This window comes from Martelella sp. NC20 (assembly GCF_013459645.1).
GTDB lineage: Bacteria > Pseudomonadota > Alphaproteobacteria > Rhizobiales > Rhizobiaceae > Martelella.
The window spans coordinates 212,636-228,809 of the sequence record NZ_CP054861.1; the positions used below are offsets into that span (position 1 = coordinate 212,636).

Here is a 16,174-nt window from a genome sequence, read left to right on the forward strand (position 1 = left end):
CGGCACTGATCACCGTACACGAGCGTTACCGGTTGCCTTTCTGCGTCAGCTCGTCATCGAGAAGAATCCGGGCCGTATTTTCATCGGTGATCAAACCGTTGGCGAGCCGGCCTTTGAACGCTGCGATAATCGCTGCGGCGCGCTGTGCGCCGGAGGCGACGATGATGACCGGGCGATGCTGCTCGGGCTTTGGGAGGTATGAGGTCAGGCGCTCGTGATATTCTGCGGCGACGATCGCGCCCTCCTGGTTGATGGCAAAGCCCAGAAACTCGCCGACAGCGCCGGCCTCGATCGCCTGCCGTGTTTCCTCGGCGGTGATGAAGCCGTCCTCCAGAAGGGATGACTTTGCGCCGAAAAAACCCATCCCCATGATCAGCACCTGCGCATCGGCAACGAGACGGCTGATCGACTGATAGCCTGGCTGTGCCTGAAGCACCCGGCGTTCCTCGGCCGTGTTGGTGATGATCGGCATCGGGCGCGGGTAGCATTCCGCCCCCAGCGCCTCGGCAATCCAACTGACCACGTCGTGATTGTTGGCCTTGCCGTCGCGGGTCAGATTGCCCATCAGCGAAACGCAGCGGCACTCCGGCAAGTCGCGGCGCTCGATACGACGCGACAGTTCACGCATCGTCCGGCCATTCCCCACGCCAATCGTGAAGGGTTCGCTCGGCGGCAGGATGGTTTCGAGATAGTGTGCACCGAGACTGCCGACTGTCGCGAGATCCTCGATCGTCTCGGATTCGTTGGGCGCCACGTCACAATAGCTGAGGTCAAGCTTCTCCCGCAGCCTTTCGGCCAGTTCGATGCAGTCGGTCAGCGCATGCTTCAGGCGGAACTCGATCAGACCCGCGCGGTGCGCGAGCGCCATGAGTCGCTGGACCACCTGCCGGGAGACCTGCATCTCCCTGGCGATCTGGTCCTGCGTGCGCTGCTTTTCATAGGAAAGCCACGCCGCGCGCGCAGCAAGGTCAAGGCGCCGGTCGGGATTGTCGACCGGATTGCGCGGAACCGGCTTTTTCACTTCATCCGTACCCACGGTCAGAGCTTGAGAATACGGGCGATATTACCGCCTACGATCTTACTATAAGCATCAGTATCGTCGGTTGCGCTACTCATTTTCTGGAATTCGAACGCGTAATCCACGAAAGGCGAATCCGTGCCCCAGATCACCTTGTCGGCGCCGGCTTCGCGAACGGCCGTCTGGATCTCGAAGATCGGCGCCCGGGAGGTCTCGAGATAAAGATTCGGATACTGGATCGCAAAGCGGATCGCCTGATCGACGGACCAGAAGAAACCCATATGCGCCATGATCAGCGTGACATTCGGAAACCGCTCGGCCATCAGCGCGAATTCCGGCGGGCAGTTGTAGAGGTCGCTCGCGCCATGCACGACGATCGGAATGCCGTAGTCCTCGCAAACGGCAAACAGCGGATCGCAAAGCTTCGGATCGGAAAGGTGATACCCGCCGATGGTGGGGTGAAGCTTCAGCCCCTTGAAACCGTAGGTCTCCACGCAGCGCCGCACCTCGTCGACCGCGTTGTCGTTCCAGGGGTTGACCGCGCAATATGGAATAAGACGATCGGGAAATTCCCTGTGGGCGTCCCGGATCGGCTCGTTGGAGAAATCACCCTCCACGAACGGGAACATCACCGCCCTTTCGACCCCGGCCTTGTCCAACTTGGCAACAAGGTCGGCGCCGGACTGATGCGCCTTCTTGATGGTGCCGACGTGATTATGGGCATCGATAATCGTCATGACCTGTTTCCTTCCTTGAGTTCATGTCCGGCGCTTCAGTCCGCCCACCGCCATTGCGAGGAGGATGAAGCCGCCATTGAGTGCGAAACGGTAGGGCGCGCCGAGGCCGACGATCGTCAGCCCGTTGCCCAGAAATCCGATGAACAGCGCGCCGATGAGCGTGCCGGGAATGCTGATCCCGCCCTGCCGGGAAAACAGCGTTCCCAGGAAGACCGCCGCGAAGGCGTCAAGCAGGAAAGGCTCGGCGCCGCGCGGCATGGCGACCCCGGTGCGCGAGGCAAGCGCCACGCCGCCGATGGCCGCGAGCGCGCCGGAGGCGACGAAACCGAGGGCGAAGACCGAGCGAATGGACAGACCTGCCAGATATGCGGCCCGCACATTGGCGCCGATCGCCTTCGCCCGCCGCGAGAAGCCGGTGACCGACATCAGCCCCCAGACGAGGAAAAAGAGCACGACGGCCAGCACGATCAGGGTTGCAACGGGACCGATGCTTCCCTGGCCGAGAAAGAGGAAGTCCTTGGTCAGTCCGCGCGGCAGCGAAAACAGGATCTGCGGTTCCGCGCCGTTGGAGAGGATGAGTTCGCCGGAGCGGATGATGAACATCATGCCGAGTGTGCCGATAATGGCCGGAACGCCGATATAGGCGGCGAGGATGCCGTTGATCCCGCCGGCGACGATACCGAACACAACCGGGATGACAAAGGCCATCCAGGTCGGCTCGCCCCTGATGATCAGCATGGCCGCGATCAGTCCGGCGGCATCGGCGATCTGGGCCGCGGAAAGATCAACCCCGCGCATCGACATGACGATCGCCATGCCGAGCGCGATCGCGATCAGCACGGCGGATTGCCGCAGCACGTTCAATACATTGTTGGGATGCAGGAACGCAGGCTGCAAATAGTAGAAGATTGCGAGCACGGCGAGCATGCCGAAGATCGCGCCGTAGTCTCGGAGAAACCCGACGACGGTTGCGCCGGTCGACTTTTGTGTCAATGCGTGGTTCATCTCGCCGACCTCCTAGAACAGCAGCACTTGGCCGATCTCGCGCCGTCGTATGACGCCGATCGCGATCGACAGAATGAGCACCGCTCCCTGAATGGCCGGCAACACCTGATTGGAGATGCCGATCAGGATCAGGCCGTTCGAGAGCGAGGCAAGGAACATTGCCGCCACCACAGTGCCGGTGACATTGAGCTGACCGCTGCGCGACAGAGTGGAGCCGAGGAAGGCCGCCGCCAGCGCGCTGATCAGAAAATCGATGCCGGTGGCCAGCGCCGAGGCGCCATAGCTGTAAGAGGTCAGCACCACGCCGGCAAAACCAAGAACCGCGCCGCCTATGATAAAGGAAGCCAGCGCGTAGCGCGGCTGGCGGATGCCGCGCAGTTCGGCTGCGGCGAGATTCTGTCCCACCGCATACATTCTGAGGCCCATGCGGCTGCGCGACAGGAAGATGTGGAGCACGACGGTGATGACGACGAGAAGAATGAAGACCGCCGGAACCGGCCCTACATATCCCTGGCCAAGGAAGAAGAAGCCGGGCTCGTTCGACAGGGTGATCGCCTGGCCGCCGTTATAGAGAAGCGTGGCGCCCATCGTCACGAACATCATGCCGAGCGTCGCCACGAAGGGCGGCATCGCGAATATCAGCACAAGCGCCGCATTTATCAGTCCGACAACAGCACCGATGGCGATGCCCGCCCCGAGCGCCACTGCGGTTCCCGCAGAACCGACGATCAGGCCGGCAGCGACGTTGGAGCTGAACTGACTGATCGCGCCGGCGGACACATCGAGCCCGCCGGCGATCAGCACCAGCGTCAAGCCGAGAGCGATGAAGGCCAGCACCGACCCCTGCTTGAGCACATCAAAGATGTTGCCCGGATTGAGAAACTGGGGTGCGAGAAACGCAATCACCGCGATGGCGACCGCCATGCCGAACAACGATCCCCAACGAGCGAAGAAACGGCCGACGCCGCTCTCGTGATGTTCGCGCATTTCCACTTCGGCAGGCGGGGCGGCCTTGTGTCCGGTGGAGGAATTTTCGGCATGCTCGTCCGCGCCGGAGGCGTGAAAGAGCACTGTGGCTACATCGAGTTCGTCGCGTTCGAGAACGGCATTGATCCTGCCTTTCTGCATGACGGCGGCGCGATCGCACATGCCGACGATTTCCTCAAAATCCGAGGAAATCAGGATCACGACGGCCCCGCGCCGGGCCAGGGCCGTCATCTGGCGGTAGATTTCCACCTTGGAACCGACATCGACCCCGGTCGTCGGCTCGTCGAAAAGGAAAACCTCGGCATTGCCCGGCAGCCATCGGCCGATGACCACTTTCTGCTGGTTGCCGCCGGACAGGTTCTTGGTGGTGGTCGCGATGTTCGGCGGCTGGATCGCGAGGTCACGCTGAAGCTGCTGCGCATCCGCCTTCTCGCGGCCTAGATTGAGGAGCCCAAATGTCGCCCATTTCGAGATGTTGGGCAGTGTCATGTTTTCGCGCATCGACAATTCGCCGATCAGACCATCATGCCGGCGATCTTCGGGAATGAGCGCGTAGCCTTCGTTCTTGGCTGCCTTCGGGCTTGACGGGTTCGATGGTTTGCCGTTGAGCGTCACCGTTCCGCGTGTTCGCTTCATTGCGCCGATCAATGCCAGCGCAAGCTCTGACCGACCCGCGCCCATCAGCCCAGCAAGGCCGAATATCTCTCCGCTGCGGATATCGAGATCAACGCCGCGTACGGCATTGCCGACCGCTAGATCCCTGATTGACAGCGCTGTTTCGCCGATCGCAACGTCTTCCTTCGGATAGAGCTGGGAGATCTCGCGACCGACCATCATCTTGATGAGGTCCGGACGCGACGTCTCTCCGACCTCCTTCGTAGCAATCAGCCTGCCGTCGCGCAGCACCGTCATCCGGTCGACCAGATCCAGCACTTCATCGAGGTAATGGGAAATGTAGACGATGGTCACGCCATCGTCGCGCAGACCGCGGATGACGCCGAACAGAAGATCCACCTCGGCTTCTGAAAGCGAGGCGGTGGGTTCATCGAGGATGAGAATTTTAGGATCGCGCACGAGCGCGGCGGCGATCGCCACCTGCTCGCGCTGTGCCACGGAAAGGTCGCGCACCAGAGTGTCTGGCGTGAAAGCCGCGCCAACCTTTGCGAGCGCCTTTTCCGTTTCGGCCCGCATCTCCGGCAGGTTCAGAAAACCGGCGCCGCCGGTGCGTTCGATCCCGAGAAATACGTTCCGGGTGACGTCGAACTGGGCAACGAGCTGCTGGTCCTGGTGAACGATGACGATGCCATTCGCCTCGGCCTCGGAAGCACGCGACATCCGGACAGGTTTGCCCTCGACGAGAATCTCGCCGCCATCATGCTGGTAGACGCCGGTCAGCACTTTGACGAGCGTGGACTTGCCGGCGCCGTTCTGGCCAAGAAGCGCATGGATCTCGCCGCGGCGCACCTGGAGTGAGACATCCGAAAGGGCGAGGACGCCCGGGAATTCCTTGCGGATATTCCGGCATTCCAGCGCCAAAGGGGCTTGATCGAGATGCAAAGTCATCGGCGAAACCATACGATTGTCAGGTCTTCCCGCTCGGAGATGACCCTGATTTGGAAAGTGGACCGGCGCCGCACAGAGACGGCGCCGGTCCGCTGACATGCGGGAGATGCGGTCAGGGAAGGATGGGCTGAATGACCACCAGATCCTTGTCCTGGGGATAACGGGCTTCGACGTCGGCTTTGTCCATGCCGAGTTCGTCCCATATCTGCGGACCCCAGCGCTTCTCAGCGGCGGCAACGCCATTGCCACGTACGGCCAGCCAAGCATCGGTGTAAAGCGCGGACGGAAATTCCTCGGCGCCGCCGAGCTTTTCAACCAGCACCTCGGCCGCCGTGCTGCCGATGGTCGGCACGTCCTGAACGACGGTGGCCACAAACGGGCTGTTTTCATCGAGCAGCATCTGGAAGCCGATCCGGTCGCCGTCAATGGACGCAGCCTTGATCTCGGTGCGGCCGTTGCGGCGGATCGCTTCAACGGCGCCGGAGGTCAGAAGGTCGTACGCGCCCCAGACCGCGGCGATGCTGCCGGGAGCCGGGTTGGCGGTCAGCAGGTCTTCCATCTGCGTCTGGACGCGGGCAACGGAATGCTCGGTCGGGACCTCGTGCAGGGTCACCTGAGGATAGTCCGCGGCAACCGCCTCGAGAACGCGCTTTCGGGTTTCCAGAAGCGGCGCGCCCGGAACCCAGAATACATAAACGTCGCCTTTGTAGTCGATGCTCGACAGCAGAGCGCGGCTCATCATCGCCGACATCAATGCGTCGTCGCCGCCAACATCCGCCAGCGCGCCGGCGGTGGTGGCGCCAACCGAGGTGGTGACGACCGGGATACCGGCGTCGTTTGCCTTGGCGACGACGGGTGCGAGCTGCTGGGCATCGCCGAGCTGCACGATGATACCGGCAACGCCGGAATTGACCAGGTTCTCGATGTTTTCGTTGTGCTGGCGCGGATCGCCGCCGCCGTCGGTCACGACGATTTCCGCGCCGGCCCCTTCGAGCACTTCGCGCGCACCGGCTATGATGTCGCGGTTGTAGTCATTGGTGATTTCGCGCGCGGCAATGCCGATCTTCTTGCCGGACAATTCCTGAGCGCCTGCCTGCAGCGGCAGTATCGCCATGGTCGCGGCCACAGCTATTGCGTGAAATAATGAGACTTTCATTCGAGGCTCCTCCCTGGGAATGCATATCCTAAAGCCGATCAAATAATCGATAGTCGATATATTGATCATCATTGAGTGAGGCTGTCAAGGAAGTCGCGCGCGCTGCATTGCGCCTCAGCGCCTCCCCAAACACCCGATGCATACGACCGCAGCGCCGCAACCCGACGGCATAACGCCTGATGCGATCGGGATTCGGGGACGCCGAATTGCTGGATGGCGTTGTCGCGTTGAATTTAGCGGACCGAGCAGTCCCCCGAGGTTCGCTGATTTTCAGGCAGGCAGGCAGGCGACTTTCCATGCATCGAATGCTTCGAGGCAATGGTAGCGAATTGTTCGTGCGGCGCGGCGGCAGGGCACAAAATTCTATACGGTCTCTACCGCCGCCCTGAGGACAAATCTTGGACGGCCGCAAGAAGAAGGCCGGGCCGAGCATGAAACTTGAGAAACTACAACGCTTCCGTTCGACATCCCATATCTATCAGTGTCGCGTCGAAGGTCCACTCTCGACCGTAAAACCAGCGGTCACCCCTGTCTCAATGCGTCAGCACGGACTTCCAGCCCCCTTGTTCGTCACAGCAAGGTCGAGCAGGACTTTCATCGCGCGTGTCCGGTCCGAAGCCGTCTCGAAGGCATCTTTATAGTCATCGACGGAAAACCGTTGTGTCACGAGATTGCTGAACTGTGGGGAATGGTCGGCCAGCATTCCGAGGGCGTCGTTGAACTCGCTGCCAAAACGCCAGCAGCCCCTTAAATCGATCTCGCGACCGACAACCAGAGACAGCGGGGCTGGCACGAGCCCGGCCGCAAAGATCCCGACTTGCGCAATGACGCCGCCCCGGCGTGCTCGCGAGATCGCAGCGGAAAGGCCGTCGGGCACGCCGGTGGCCTCGAAAACAACATCGAATGTGTCTTCCGGGGCCGTGCAGGTCATGTTCCAGGTTTCATCCGCCCCCACCCGCCTCGCCAGGTTCAGGGGAAAGTCGCTGATATCGGCGGCGGCGATCCGGGCGGCACCCTTCAGCCTCAGCGCGGCAACGAGCAGCGCGCCGATCGGCCCGGCGCCCATGACCAGCACCGTGCGGCCGGCGACGTCGCCTGCCCGCGCGATGGCGTGAAGGGCAACCGCCAGCGGCTCGGTCAGCGCGGCAATGTCGAGCGGCAGTCCTTCGGGCACCCGCCGAAGCTGCGTCGCCTCTATCGTCAGGAAACGCCGGAAGCCGCCATCGCAATGGGGCATGCGCGCCGCACTTCCCAGAAAGCGCACGTCCTCGCAAAGCTGCTCCCGGCCGGACAGGCACCCATGGCATTGGCCGCAGACGCGTGCCGGATGAACCACGACGGCATCGCCGACGGCAAAACCGCGACTATCCTGCGTTGTCTCGCAGACACGGCCGGAAAGCTCGTGGCCGAGAACCATTGGCTGGCGGAGTTTTGCAACGCCGGTTCCGCCGTGACGATAGAAATGGAGATCGGAGCCGCAAATCCCGCCCCAGGCCATTTCGAGCCTGACCTCACCCGCACCGAGAGGCACGAGATCGCGCGTCTCCGAGCGCAGATCTTTCGCGGCATGAACCACGATTGCATAATCTTTCAGCATCGCAAGGCCCGCGTGACTATCCTGCGATCCCTGTTCCGAGGCAAACGGTCTTCGGCATCAGGCCACATGACGTTGCCTGACCAGCGTCACATGTTCCCTGATGCCATCGGCAAGCGCGTATTCCGGTTGCCAGCCGATATCCGCGCGCGCCTTGCTGTCATCATAGGAAGAGGCGTAGGGCTGGGTTGTCCGGGCACTTTCTTCGAAGGTTACACGCGCTTCCGGGAAGATCTGCATGGCAAGCGTCATCGCCTCCCGGATACTGTGGACGCTCCCCATGATGTTATAGCTGATTTCGGGCTGCTCCTCCCGCTCAAGGAGCAGCATCAGCGCCTTGACCGCGTCCCTGACATAGAGCCAGTCGCCGCGCTCCTCGGGGTTGGAAATGACAAGCGGCTCGTTTCTGGCGATCCTGTCGAGCAACAGCGACGAATATTCGGCCGTGATGCCGGTGCTCCTGCCCGGCCCGTACACCCACGGGAAACGGACAGCGCCGCAGCTCAGCCCATGGACCCGGCGATACCATTCAATCAGGTGCTCGCAAGCCAGCTTGGTCTGTCCGTAGACGGTGCGCGGCAGCCGCTCGGCGTCGTTGCGCACCGGTTCCTGCAGGCCCTGGCCAAAAACAGATCCGGCGCTCGTCATCACGAAGCGCTTCAGCCCGTAGGCAAGTCCGGCGTCCAGCAGTGTTGCGGTCGACATGAAGTTGACGCGGTAGCCGAGCAGCGGGTCGGCCTCGCACGGCCCGGCAAGCACCGATGCCAGATGTACGATCTTCTCGGGCCGGACGATGCCCATCAGTTTCTGAATATCAGCTTCGCGACCGAGATCGGTCTGGACATAGAAAACATTGGAGAGCTTTGCGATCCATTCCGGCGCCGGCATGCGATCGGTGGCAGCGACGTCGTAGCCCCGCTCGAGCAAAACCGGTATCAGATAGGAGCCGATAAAGCCTGTCGCTCCGGTCACCAGTACAGTCATGTTTTTTCCTCCTCAGGAAGACGCGATGTGAAATCCACCGCCGCCGGCGTTGATATGTGCACCGGTCACGAAAGAGGCCGCCGGCGAACTGAGCCACAGGACGATCTCCGCGATCTCCTCCGGCTGTCCTATCCGCTTCATCGGGATAGAAGCCTCCACCGATTTCTTGAGAGCAGCATCGTGTTCCAGATTGGCGGTCATCTTCGTCGCGATCATGCCGGGCCTGACGCTGTTGACGCGAATGCCCTGATCCGCGACCTCGCGCGCGAACCCCGTGGTGAAAACGTCCACCGCGCCTTTCGAGGCGGCATAGACGCTCGCCCCGGGACGGCCGCCGATGGTTGCCGCCATCGATGAAATATTGACGATCGAACCGCCTTGTCCGCCGGTTTCAGTCGACATGTGGCCGACAGCCTCGCGGCAGCAGAGCATCAGGCCGACGACATTCACCGCCATCACCCGGGCTATGTCTTCGGAGCCGAGCGCGCTGACCGGCGCGTTGTAGGCAATGCCGGCCGAGTTCATCAGCACCGTGAGGGGGCCGAACCGGTCGACCGCCCTTTTGAACGCATCGACGATATCGCCCTCGCTGGTCACATCGGCGGTCACCACCTGTGCCTCTCCGCCCTTTACAGCGATCTCGTCCAGAAGCACCGAGGCTTCCTTGCTGCCCGAGGGACGCACCATCAGGCTCACGGCGTAGCCGCGTGCCGCCGCCATGCGCGCCGTGGCGGAACCGATGCCGCCGCCGGCGCCGGTAATCAGCATATGTCCGGCCATCGAAACGTCCTCCCTTGTTTCGTCCTGCCTATGCGGCTGTATATCCGCCATCGACCGGGATCGTGACGCCGGTGATCATGCGCGACGCCGACGATGCCAGGAACACCGCTGTACCGCAGAGCTCGTCCGGATCGGCCCAGTCGCCGCCCTTCGGCAATCTGGTCAGAACTTTCTGACGGATCTCCGGGTCGGCCCGGCCGCGCTCGGTCATCGGCGTACGGATCCAGCCGGGCGCGATCGCGTTGACCCGGATGCCCTCCTCCGCAAAGGAAAGCGCCAGCGATTTCGTCAGCGACACCACGCCGGCCTTTGCAGCCGCATAGGCCGGTATATGCGGCGCGCCGTAATAGGAAAACATCGAGGCGATATTGATGATCGCGCCGCCGCGCGCGGCAAGTCCCGCGCGATAGGCATTGGCAAGCCGCAGCGCACCGGTCAGATGAACGTCGAGCACCGCGTTGAAACCATCAGGCTGCATCTCCCGTTCGCGCTCGATCTGTCCGGCGCAGTGGATCAGCGTATCGATCGCGCCGGTTCGTTCGGCAAGACGGTCCACATCGGCATCATTCGTGAGGTCCACGGCTTCGTATCGGCAGCCCTCGGGCGGTGCACGATCAGGCGCTCGACCAGTGACGATGACCTCCGCGCCACAGCGGACAAAACCCTCCGCCAGCGCCGAGCCGATGCCGCCCAGACCACCGGTGATCAAAACGCGCTTGCCTTGCACCGAAAAATCCCAGTTCGCCGACATCAGCATGCCACCCTTCCGAGCCAGCCCTGGGCGGCGAGGCCACTCTCGATGCGCCATTCCAGAAGCCGCGCGGTCAGTTGCCGGCGCATGTCGGCATGGTTCGCATCGTCCCAGAGATTGATGCATTCGTCCGGATCGTTCTCGAGATTGAAGAGCTGCCCTTCCGTCGTTCCGGAAATGTGCACCAGCTTCCACGGCCCGGTCCGGATCATGGTGAAGAACGCCGCGTTGCTCTGGATCATGTCGCGCGCCAGCTCGGCGAAGACCTCGGTCCTGATCGGCGCTTCGGTTTCACCCCGGGTGCAGGGCGCGAGCGATATGCCTTCCATCCATGAAGGGGGAGCAAGGCCCGCAAATTCCAGCACGGTCGGCCCGAGATCCATGAGCGAGACGAGATCGTCGACGCGGGTTCCGCCGGCGCGGCGCGGATCGTGAATGATCGCCGGAACGCGCACGGAATGTTCGTACATCGTCCATTTCTGGCTATGGCCGTGGTCGTTTAGACAATCGCCGTGATCGGAGGTGAAGATGATGATCGTGTTACCGGCCACGCCGCGTTGTTCGAGCGCTGCCCTGATCTCCCCGATGATGCCGTCGATCATCGAGACATTGGCGTAGTAATGCGCACGCTGGCGCCGGGTCTGTTCATCGGTCGGATGCGCGAGGTGGCGCACCGCGTCGTGATCGTCGCGGATATGGTTTGCCTGCAGTTCCTGCAGCGCCTTCGGCTGCGCCTCTATGTCCGAGGGAATGGGCGCCGGCAGGTCGCGGTCGAGATAGGGCTCCAGGTCCTCCGGCGCGGGATCGTAGGGCGGATGCGGCCCGGGCAGGCCGACCTGAAGGAAGAACGGTTTTGTCCCATTCCATTCCTTCAGCCAGCGGCAGGCGAGCCGGCCGGTGAAGACGTCCGGATGCAGGTCCCGGTCGAGCTCCCATGAAAACGCGCCGAGCGCGGTCGCATAGTCCTGCCGGCGGCGGTAGCTGCGGCGGTCGGGTTTCTCGACGCCGCGCGCCATCAGCGCCTTGTCCCAGTTGTCGAGGAAGAACGGCAGGTTCGGATGGGCCCGGTCCTTGTTCTCGACGACATGGCGCTCATGAAAGCCGAACGGCGCCTCGAAGGGATGGGTATGCATCTTTCCGACATTGCAGCAGTGATAGCCGGCCGCCGCCAGATCGCTGACCCAGGTCGAGGGCCAGACCTCGTCATTGCGCAGGACGCCTGAATTGTGCGGATAGAGCCCGGTGAACAGGCTCGCCCGCGACGGCGCGCAGCACGGCGACGTCACATACATGTTCGAAAAGGCCGTACCCTCTTCCACCAGCGCGTCGAGATTGGGCGTATCCATGTAGGGAAAACCCATGGCGCGGATCGTGTCGTGCCTCTGCTGGTCGGTGATGACGAAGACGATATTGGGACGGGTATCGGTCATGAATGGGTCTCACGTGTCGAAGTGGAAAGCTTGCGGCGTGCGCGGCGGCGCAGCAGCGCCTGCACGATCGGCGTGAAAAGAACGAGAACCAGAAGCGCCAGAATGATCTGCGAGGCCGGCCGGTTCAGAAAGAAGCCGACCCAGTCGCCGCCGGTGACCAGCGACGTCATCCTCAGCTCCTCCTCGAAGGTCGATCCCAGCACGTAGCCGATGATCAGCGGCGCGAGCGGGATCGCCGCCAGGCGAAGCGCGTAGCCGATCAGGCCGAAGGCGAAGAACACCCAGAGGTCGAACATGTAACGCTGCACCATGAACACGCCGAGCACGCTGAACATGCCGACGGCGGCGATGAGATAGGGTTTGGGGACGGCCAGCGTGCGGATCAGGGCGCGCAGCATGATCAGCGCGATCGGCAACAGCAGCAATGCGCCGAGCAGAAACGCCGCCAGAACGCCATAGACGATTTCCGGATTCTGCTGGAACAGTTGCGGCCCCGGAGTGAGCCCCTGGATGAGAAACCCACCCATGAGCGCCGCCACGACCGGATCGCCCGGAATGCCGATCGCAAGCATCGGCAGAAGCGCTCCGCCGGTCGTTGCGCTGTTGGCGGATTCCGAGGCCACGACGCCATCGTCCGCGCCCTGACCGAATTTCTCGGGTTCATCGGAAAAGTCACGGGAAACGCGATAGGCGATATAAGCGGAGGCATCGCCGCCGATCCCGGGAATGGCGCCGATGAAGATGCCGAGCGCGCTGGAGCGGAGCCAGTTCTTCCAGCGTCCGAGGAAGTTCCGCAGGACGCCGTTGCGCAACTGAAGGCGCACGCGGCCTGCCTTCAGATGTTCGCCTTCGGCCACCTGGGTCAGAAGCTCGGAGACCGCGAACAGCCCCATCAGGAGAGCAACGAGGTTGAACCCGCCATCGAGGCCGCTGAGGCCCATCGTCATGCGCGGCAGGCCGAGGATCGGGTCGGTCCCGATCGCTGCAGCCGACAGCCCGAGCGCTGCCGCCAGCAGGCCCCGCGGCAGGGATTTTCCGGTGAGCGAGGCAACGGTCGACAGGCCGAGCGCCGCCAGCAGCATCGTCTCCATCGGGCCGAAATTGGCGGCGGCGGCGGCGAGATAGGGCGACAGCAGGATCAGCAGGACCGCGCTGATAAGGGCGCCTGCAAACGAAGACAGCGTGGCAAGCACCAGCGCGTCGGAAACGCGGCCGGCCCGGGCCATGGGAAAGCCGTCCAGCAGCGTCGCCGCGGCCATCGGCGTGCCCGGAACGCCGATCATGATCGCGGTGACCGCGCCGCCGAAATTGCCGCCCTGATAGATGCCCATCAGCAGGGCGATCGAAGGGACCGGATCCATGTAGAAGGTGAACGGAATCGCAAGTGCAATGCCCAGCAATGGCCCCATGCCCGGCAGGACGCCGAAGATGATGCCCACGCCGATGCCGACAGCGATGGCCAGAAGAAGCGACAGAACGCCGGCAAGGTCCAGCGCCGAAAGCAGGGTATCCATTGTCCTTCAGCCTCCGATCAGGGCGGTGAGAAACCGCCCGAAGGGCAGGTGAATGTCGAAGACGATCCGCACCAGCCAGTAAAGGGCCAGCGAGAACGCCACCGGAAAGCCGACGATCGAAAGCGGCCTGCGCGCGCCGCCGGCAACCATCAGCGCGGCGCCGAAAAGCGTGGTCGAGGCGATATAGCCAAACCGCGGAAACGCCAGAAGATAGAGAAACAGCGCCACGACGACGCCGATAATGCGCGCCCACGGCAAAGTTTCATCGGGCCGGCCGCGTACGGAAATCAGCCGCGTCGCGGGGCGGATGATGACGGCGACCGCCAGGACCATCAGGCCCACGCCCAGCCATGTGGGGTACTGCTTGGCATCGATGCCGCCCGACAGCGACGCAATGGGATTGTCTTCCATCGCCGCGATATCCAGAACCATCCAGAGGCCGAGAATGAAGGATCCTGCTCCGACGACGACGGCGGCAAGGTCTTGCGACCGGGTTGCCGTTTCCCGTTGCGGAGCCTGAAAGGTTTCGTCGTTGGACATCGGGAGAACCTCAGGTCTGAAAGGAAATCGCGCCGCCGGCCAATGGTATGGAGCGGCGCGAAACGCTCAATTTTTCTTCAGGTTTTCCAGTGCCGGCGCCAGCCGGTCGAGCGAAACCTGCCAGAGATCCTGAAACGCATCCGGCTCCATGTACTGGACGGTGAACCCGCCTTCGAACATCTTCTTCTTGAAGGGCTCGGAATTGATGACCTCGCGGAACACGTCCTGAAGTTTCTTCATGCGTTCCGGATCCGTGCCCTCGGGCGCGACCAGTCCCGACCAGCCGGCGGTCGCCGCACCCCAGTCAAGGTCGTAGCCCTGTTCCTTCGCCGTCGGAATCCCGGGTTCGATCGGGGAGCGCTCTTCGGTAAAGATCGCGAGCGTCTTGATCTTGTCGCCGTAGATCTTCACCGCGCCGAGCGCGCCGGTGGTGAAGTCGAGAGAGCCGTCAAACAGGCCCTGAATATTCGAGGTCTCGCAACCGTCCGCCGGGATCGGCTGATATCTGGTGATCTCGGCCACTTCGAGGAACCGCCGCATCACCACATGCGGCAGGCTGACCGCCGGGCAGACGCCAACTCTCAGGACACCGTCCTGGGCTTTTGCCCATTCAACGAATTCATCAACGTTGTTTGCGGGATGATCGGCGGCAACCGTCAAGGTGAAGGGGTTCACCCACATCAGCCCGATCGGGTCGAAACCCATCGGATCGAAGCCGATACGCGGCTCGAATGTAGGCACCATGATCTGGGTGGCGACCCACGAATTGCCGATCGTGTAGCCATCGGGATCGGCCTCGGAAAGCGCAAGCATCGCCTTGGCGCCGCCGCCGCCGGCGATGTTCTGCACCGCGATCGGCTGCCCCAGCTTCTGGGCAGCGAATTCGGCAACGATCCGCGCGGTTATGTCGCCGGAAGTGCCGGCCTCCCAGGGCTCGATCATCGTGATCGGGCGCGTCGGAAAATCCTGCGCGGCGGCCGTGCCGGCAAAAGCGGCAAACGAAAGTGCGACACCCGCAAAGCGGGCCAGTGATCTGGAAATCATCATTTCTCCTCCCTTGGATTTGACAAAGGCTAAAGAGATGGCTTCATTAATGCAAATAATTAACAACGCATTCCTCATGCATTTTGGTAATCGTAAACATGAACCTGCAAAACCTGCGTTACCTTCTTTCCATAGCCGAAACGGGGTCGATGACCCGCTCGGCAGAGCAGTTGAACATGACCCAGCCGGCACTGAGCCGCGGCCTTGCGGCGCTTGAGGACGAAGTGGGAGCGCAGCTTTTCGTGCGGCTTCCCAAGGCCATGCGGCTGACCGTGTTCGGACGTGTGATGGTGCGCAGGGCGCAAGGCATTTTCCGGCAGTTGGAAGACGCCCAGCACGAAATCCGGCATCTGCAGGAACATGAAGAGACGGAGCTTTCCGTGGGTTCAGGCCCGATCTGGCTGACCGGTCTGCTGCCGCGCGCGATCAACCTGACCACGCAGGACCTGCCCGGCGTCTCGATCAGCGTGATCGGCGGTTTCGAGCGCCAGCTTGCCGAACTGGTCCGGCGCGGACAGGTCGCCTTCATCCTCACCGAGCTAACCGACGACCCGGAGTTTTCCGATCTCCATTCGGAGCCGCTTGCTTCCGCGCGCTACGCCGTGGTCGCGCGCCGGGGGCACCCGCTGGAGCGGGCAGGAACGCTTGAGCTTCCGGATCTCCTCGGGTTTCCATGGGTCATGCCCGACAAGGCCGTCAACGCCCAGAAGCGGCTCGACGGGCTGTTCCAGACCGAGGGCCTGAGCCCGCCCGTCGCCCGGATACGTTCGACCTCCAACGGTTTCATCACCACCTATCTGGAACAGTCCGACGCCCTCACCTTCGCCGTCACCCCGATCCTGCGGGGACACCCCGGCCTAACCGAACTGCCGCTGTCCCGGCCGCTGCCCAAACGGACCACAGGCATCCAGCGCCTGCCCGACGACTGGCTCAGCCCGGCCGCCGAGAAAATGCTCGAGCATCTGCGAGTTCTGACGCTGCAGGAGGATGAATTCTAGCCGGGAGCACCGGAGAAGGCATCGCCGCTATCGGGCTTGCTTTCTTCCACGTGTCAGCTGTTTCTGGTCGAAA

At 62.7% G+C, this 16,174-nt stretch carries 14 protein-coding genes; 1 reads left to right on the plus strand and 13 read right to left on the minus strand.

From position 1 onward, the window contains the following. Positions 1 to 25 precede the first annotated feature (25 nt). From HQ843_RS01025 to HQ843_RS01085, 13 genes are all read right to left on the minus strand, one after another. On the minus strand, positions 26 to 1,021 hold the full coding sequence (locus tag HQ843_RS01025) for a sugar-binding transcriptional regulator (protein WP_180900229.1): 996 nt from the start codon (positions 1,019 to 1,021) through the stop codon (positions 26 to 28). 17 nt (positions 1,022 to 1,038) lie between these two features. Then, the gene (locus HQ843_RS01030) at positions 1,039 to 1,755 is read right to left on the minus strand and encodes an amidohydrolase family protein (protein WP_180900228.1); all 717 of its coding nucleotides are present in this window, start codon (positions 1,753 to 1,755) and stop codon (positions 1,039 to 1,041) included. A gap of 21 nt (positions 1,756 to 1,776) precedes the next feature. Next, positions 1,777 to 2,760, minus strand: a complete 984-nt coding sequence (locus HQ843_RS01035) for an ABC transporter permease (RefSeq protein ID WP_180900227.1) — start codon at positions 2,758 to 2,760, stop codon at positions 1,777 to 1,779. Between the two features lie 12 nt (positions 2,761 to 2,772). Next, a complete protein-coding gene (locus tag HQ843_RS01040; protein WP_180900226.1) occupies positions 2,773 to 5,310 on the minus strand; it encodes an ATP-binding cassette domain-containing protein in 2,538 nt (845 codons plus the stop codon). 112 nt (positions 5,311 to 5,422) lie between these two features. Continuing rightward, positions 5,423 to 6,466 carry a substrate-binding domain-containing protein gene (locus HQ843_RS01045; RefSeq protein ID WP_180900225.1) on the minus strand — a complete coding sequence of 348 codons (1,044 nt, stop codon included), beginning with the start codon at positions 6,464 to 6,466 and terminating at the stop codon, positions 5,423 to 5,425. Positions 6,467 to 7,007: 541 nt separating this feature from the next. Then, positions 7,008 to 8,063 (minus strand): L-idonate 5-dehydrogenase, encoded by a 1,056-nt coding sequence (locus HQ843_RS01050; RefSeq protein ID WP_180900224.1) that lies wholly within the window; start codon positions 8,061 to 8,063, stop codon positions 7,008 to 7,010. 57 nt (positions 8,064 to 8,120) lie between these two features. Continuing rightward, a complete protein-coding gene (locus tag HQ843_RS01055; protein ID WP_180900223.1) occupies positions 8,121 to 9,044 on the minus strand; it encodes an NAD-dependent epimerase/dehydratase family protein in 924 nt (307 codons plus the stop codon). 12 nt (positions 9,045 to 9,056) lie between these two features. Continuing rightward, on the minus strand, positions 9,057 to 9,824 hold the full coding sequence (locus HQ843_RS01060; protein ID WP_180900222.1) for an SDR family NAD(P)-dependent oxidoreductase: 768 nt from the start codon (positions 9,822 to 9,824) through the stop codon (positions 9,057 to 9,059). 28 nt (positions 9,825 to 9,852) lie between these two features. Further along, positions 9,853 to 10,581: an SDR family NAD(P)-dependent oxidoreductase gene (locus HQ843_RS01065; RefSeq protein WP_180900221.1), complete on the minus strand. Its 729-nt coding sequence runs from the start codon at positions 10,579 to 10,581 to the stop codon at positions 9,853 to 9,855. Next, positions 10,575 to 12,005 (minus strand): sulfatase family protein, encoded by a 1,431-nt coding sequence (locus HQ843_RS01070; RefSeq protein ID WP_180900220.1) that lies wholly within the window; start codon positions 12,003 to 12,005, stop codon positions 10,575 to 10,577. The genes HQ843_RS01065 and HQ843_RS01070 overlap by 7 nt, the downstream gene beginning before the upstream one ends. After that, positions 12,002 to 13,519 (minus strand): tripartite tricarboxylate transporter permease, encoded by a 1,518-nt coding sequence (locus HQ843_RS01075; protein ID WP_180900219.1) that lies wholly within the window; start codon positions 13,517 to 13,519, stop codon positions 12,002 to 12,004. Before HQ843_RS01075 ends, HQ843_RS01070 begins: the two co-directional genes overlap by 4 nt. A 6-nt stretch (positions 13,520 to 13,525) precedes the next feature. Further along, complete coding sequence (locus HQ843_RS01080) at positions 13,526 to 14,059, minus strand: tripartite tricarboxylate transporter TctB family protein (RefSeq protein WP_180900218.1); 534 nt, start codon at positions 14,057 to 14,059, stop codon at positions 13,526 to 13,528. 66 nt (positions 14,060 to 14,125) lie between these two features. Beyond that, entirely contained in the window at positions 14,126 to 15,106 is a 981-nt protein-coding gene (locus tag HQ843_RS01085) for a Bug family tripartite tricarboxylate transporter substrate binding protein (RefSeq protein ID WP_180903382.1), read from the minus strand. Between the two features lie 95 nt (positions 15,107 to 15,201). Here HQ843_RS01085 and HQ843_RS01090 point away from each other — a divergent pair, with 95 nt between their 5' ends. After that, positions 15,202 to 16,101 (plus strand): LysR family transcriptional regulator, encoded by a 900-nt coding sequence (locus HQ843_RS01090; RefSeq protein ID WP_180900216.1) that lies wholly within the window; start codon positions 15,202 to 15,204, stop codon positions 16,099 to 16,101. Positions 16,102 to 16,174: the final 73 nt, after the last annotated feature.

Bases quoted from the DNA above. Each gene is read 5' to 3' on its own strand.
- HQ843_RS01030 (WP_180900228.1), bottom strand. From the start codon at position 1,755: ATGACGATTATCGATGCCCATAATCACGTCGGCACCATCAAGAAGGCG.
- HQ843_RS01035 (WP_180900227.1), bottom strand. From the start codon at position 2,760: ATGAACCACGCATTGACACAAAAGTCGACCGGCGCAACCGTCGTCGGG.
- HQ843_RS01040 (WP_180900226.1), bottom strand. From the start codon at position 5,310: ATGACTTTGCATCTCGATCAAGCCCCTTTGGCGCTGGAATGCCGGAAT.
- HQ843_RS01045 (WP_180900225.1), bottom strand. From the start codon at position 6,466: ATGAAAGTCTCATTATTTCACGCAATAGCTGTGGCCGCGACCATGGCG.
- HQ843_RS01050 (WP_180900224.1), bottom strand. From the start codon at position 8,063: ATGCTGAAAGATTATGCAATCGTGGTTCATGCCGCGAAAGATCTGCGC.
- HQ843_RS01055 (WP_180900223.1), bottom strand. From the start codon at position 9,044: ATGACTGTACTGGTGACCGGAGCGACAGGCTTTATCGGCTCCTATCTG.
- HQ843_RS01060 (WP_180900222.1), bottom strand. From the start codon at position 9,824: ATGGCCGGACATATGCTGATTACCGGCGCCGGCGGCGGCATCGGTTCC.
- HQ843_RS01065 (WP_180900221.1), bottom strand. From the start codon at position 10,581: ATGCTGATGTCGGCGAACTGGGATTTTTCGGTGCAAGGCAAGCGCGTT.
- HQ843_RS01070 (WP_180900220.1), bottom strand. From the start codon at position 12,005: ATGACCGATACCCGTCCCAATATCGTCTTCGTCATCACCGACCAGCAG.
- HQ843_RS01075 (WP_180900219.1), bottom strand. From the start codon at position 13,519: ATGGATACCCTGCTTTCGGCGCTGGACCTTGCCGGCGTTCTGTCGCTT.
- HQ843_RS01080 (WP_180900218.1), bottom strand. From the start codon at position 14,059: ATGTCCAACGACGAAACCTTTCAGGCTCCGCAACGGGAAACGGCAACC.
- HQ843_RS01085 (WP_180903382.1), bottom strand. From the start codon at position 15,106: ATGATGATTTCCAGATCACTGGCCCGCTTTGCGGGTGTCGCACTTTCG.
- HQ843_RS01090 (WP_180900216.1), top strand. From the start codon at position 15,202: ATGAACCTGCAAAACCTGCGTTACCTTCTTTCCATAGCCGAAACGGGG.